This is a genomic window from Xenorhabdus griffiniae, from assembly GCF_001028135.1.
Classification (GTDB): Bacteria; Pseudomonadota; Gammaproteobacteria; order Enterobacterales; family Enterobacteriaceae; genus Xenorhabdus; species Xenorhabdus bakwenae.
The window spans coordinates 1-2,884 of the sequence record NZ_LDNM01000119.1 but is presented as its reverse complement, the minus strand read 5'-3'; the positions used below and the strand labels follow the sequence as shown (position 1 = coordinate 2,884).

Genomic DNA, 2,884 nt, shown 5'->3' with positions numbered 1-2,884 from the left:
TGTAGTGATGTGATGGACGTCCCCTTTTTCAGCAGCAAATAGTGCCATCTTTTTTTCCGATGCACTGAATTTCGGGAGAACATCTCATGAATACGATTAAAGTCATTGGCATTGACCTCGCCAAAAACGTTTTTCAAGTCTGTGTCTGGATGGAGGACGGTTCTGTCGCCTCGAACCGAAAAATTTCACGGCAAAAATTGCTTGATACTGTGCGCACTTTTTCGCCAGGAACCCTCATTGCTATGGAGGCCTGTGCAACTTCTCACTATTGGGGCAGAACCCTTCAGGCGATGGGATTTATCATCAGGCTTGTGCCGACCCAGCATGTCAAAGCGTTCAGCCATCATCAAAAAAATGATGCCAATGATGCACTGGCTATCTGCGAAACGGCCTGCCGACCCGGTATCCATTTTGTTCCGGTCAAGACGGTGGAACAGCAAGATATCAAGGCACTGCGCAGTGCCCGACAACTCATGGTGGAACAACGTACCGCACTCGCCAACCAGATTAGGGCTTTCCTCGCTGAGGAGGGGGTGATCGTTCCTGCAGGTATTCAGAAACTGCAACAGTACCTGCCTGAGATTCTAGAAGAGGAGAGCCATGAGCTGTCCTCTGCACTACGACGTTTGCTTCATACTTTGGGGGCAGACCTACGGAATCTGAACATTCGCATTCATGAAATGGATAATGAAATAGCGGCACTTTCCCGTCAGCAAAGCGGTTATCACTATCTGCTCACAATCCCCGGAGTCGGTCCCCTTATTGCGGCAGCCTTCGTGAGTGAAATCAGTGCGCCCCAATTTGCCAATGGCCGGCAACTTTCTGCCTGGTGTGGCCGGGTTCCCCGACAACACAGTTCAGGTGGAAAAAACCGGCTGTCTTCCCTGAACAAAAATGGAAACCGTCATCTCCGAACGTTAATTATCCACGGTGCTCGTGCAGTGATGCGCTGTGTCCAAAATCGTGATGACTGTCTGGGAGAATGGTTGAGAAAACTGATTGCCCGATGCGGGTTTATGAAAGCCACGATCGCTTTAGCCAACAAACTGACCCGGATTATCTGGCGTGTTCTGCGGGATGAAGTGGATTTTAATATGGAAAAAGCTTTTACTATTAATTAATTGAGCAACATAAATAGACGCATTATCGAGTTTGCAAACACTGATGAGAAAACGGCTACCGTCCCTGTAATAGCCTGTTCTTATACAAGGTAGTGATATACCGATGTAGTGAGAAGGAAGCAGGGCGCGGATGACATCATGGCGCGGATAATTTTTCCATTATGACGCCGGATATAGGGTCGCAAACCGTATGTCGAGGATGCCTACCGTATTACGTTGAAATCACTGGCCCGGCATTATCTGTAATTACATGATGAGATTGGCGAGCTGGACATCATGATAGCGGCGATTGTTGACGAGCTCGTCCCAGAACTTATCAAACGCAAGGCAGTGGGATACGAATGTGCCTCCCAACTCCTCATTACGGCCGGGGACAATCCAGAACGCTTGCACTCAGAATCAGGCTTTGCTGCATTATGTGGTGTCAATCCAGTTCCCGCGTCTTCGGGGAAAAATCAGCGCCTCGAGGAGGTGATCGTGCAGCGAACAGCGCGCTTCATATCATCGCCATTGGCAGATTACGTACAGATGCCAAAACACAGGAATATGTCGCCAGGCGAATTAGAGAAGGCCATTCAAAACGGGAAGCCATACGTTGCCTGAAACGCTATATATCCAGAGAGATATTTACCTTACTGCGTAACCAGAATCGGCAGATCAACAGCATACAAATAATGACTTGACACTCAGAAGGGCATCCAGGGAAGCCAATACAGCAGCAATAAGTTCCGTCGTTTATTATGGAGAAACAAAATCATCCAGAGTATGAGCCGACGGGGAAATTGCTGGGATAATTCCCCAATGGAAAGAGTCTTTCGCAGTCTGAAGAGTGAATGGGTTCCCCCGGAAGGGTATCTGGATATCCATGATGCCATACGGGATATCACGCCATATTTGGGCGGCTATTACAACCACGATCGTCCACATAGTTTTAATGGCGGACTTTCACCGGTTGAATATGAAAAGCAGTGGGAAAAGGCTAAAAATGTGTCCGGTATTTCTTGACCGCTACACTTCATCAGATGGCTAACGTTAGTATACTCAAGAGCTAATTCAATATTATCAATCTGCCATTGACATCAACCTCCACCATTAAGAGGTATTTTTTCTTTAAAATAACCTGTTACAGGATCTACTAAAATATTAAATCTGTTCCAGTGATATTTAGGTAGGTGATAGAGTGTTCCACCTGCGGTATTATGAGTAGCAAGACACCTATTTGAAGCATAAATACTGTCTAAATTAGGTTTCGTATTTGGAGGAGCAATACCTTCGACTGTAATCCATTGATTTTTTTCAGGTGGTGAAAATGGTTCAGACTTATCTTTATAAGTCTGCCAGTAACTTGAAATAGTATTAGACATGAATTCACATCCTGTTAAGCACAGGATAAGTGATAATATTGTTAAGTCCTCAAGAGAAATTAACTGCAAATTGGCGACCATAACTTTCAAATAAAGTATTTAGCTCATGATCCATTGTATCCTGAGTCCAAGTGATAAAACGTCGCCAGTGATATTTAGCCTGTCTCCAGACGATTTCAATCAGATTCAGCTCTGGGCTGTAGGCGGGAAAGTAAAATAAAAACAGGTTGTGTTCTCGTAACCCGCGACTTTTGATTTTTTCATCTATCCTATGATGGATACGCGCATTATCTAATACGACAAATGTCAGGCGATGATCCCCTTGCTTTGCAACCTGTTCTAAAAAATCAATGACATCAGTCCGCGTAACACTGTCTGACATTATCTGATAAAACAGTG

The 2,884-nt window shown here is 45.2% G+C and carries 3 protein-coding genes and 2 pseudogenes; 3 read left to right on the top strand and 2 right to left on the bottom strand.

All coding sequences use genetic code 11. The features are described from left to right. The first annotated feature begins 86 nt into the window (after positions 1-86). The 3 genes and pseudogenes from AAY47_RS17845 to AAY47_RS17835 all read left to right on the top strand — a co-directional run. Positions 87-1,121 carry an IS110 family transposase gene (locus AAY47_RS17845; protein ID WP_047771618.1) on the top strand — a complete coding sequence of 345 codons (1,035 nt, stop codon included), beginning with the start codon at positions 87-89 and terminating at the stop codon, positions 1,119-1,121. A gap of 192 nt (positions 1,122-1,313) precedes the next feature. Further along, a pseudogene (locus AAY47_RS17840) lies at positions 1,314-1,804 on the top strand (transposase); the annotation flags it as partial. 16 nt (positions 1,805-1,820) lie between these two features. Then, positions 1,821-2,126: pseudogene (locus AAY47_RS17835) on the top strand (transposase); the annotation flags it as partial. A 74-nt stretch (positions 2,127-2,200) separates the two neighbouring features. Here the strand turns inward: AAY47_RS17835 and AAY47_RS17830 are convergent. Both AAY47_RS17830 and AAY47_RS17825 read right to left on the bottom strand, forming a co-directional pair. Then, positions 2,201-2,485 carry a hypothetical protein gene (locus AAY47_RS17830; protein WP_047771615.1) on the bottom strand — a complete coding sequence of 95 codons (285 nt, stop codon included), beginning with the start codon at positions 2,483-2,485 and terminating at the stop codon, positions 2,201-2,203. 49 nt (positions 2,486-2,534) lie between these two features. Next, positions 2,535-2,884 (bottom strand): transposase (locus AAY47_RS17825; protein WP_047771614.1); only part of this gene is annotated, 350 nt, incomplete at its 5' end.

Coding starts and splice junctions, on each gene's coding strand:
- AAY47_RS17845 (WP_047771618.1), top strand. CDS start 87: ATGAATACGATTAAAGTCATTGGCATTGACCTCGCCAAAAACGTTTTT.
- AAY47_RS17830 (WP_047771615.1), bottom strand. CDS start 2,485: ATGTCTAATACTATTTCAAGTTACTGGCAGACTTATAAAGATAAGTCT.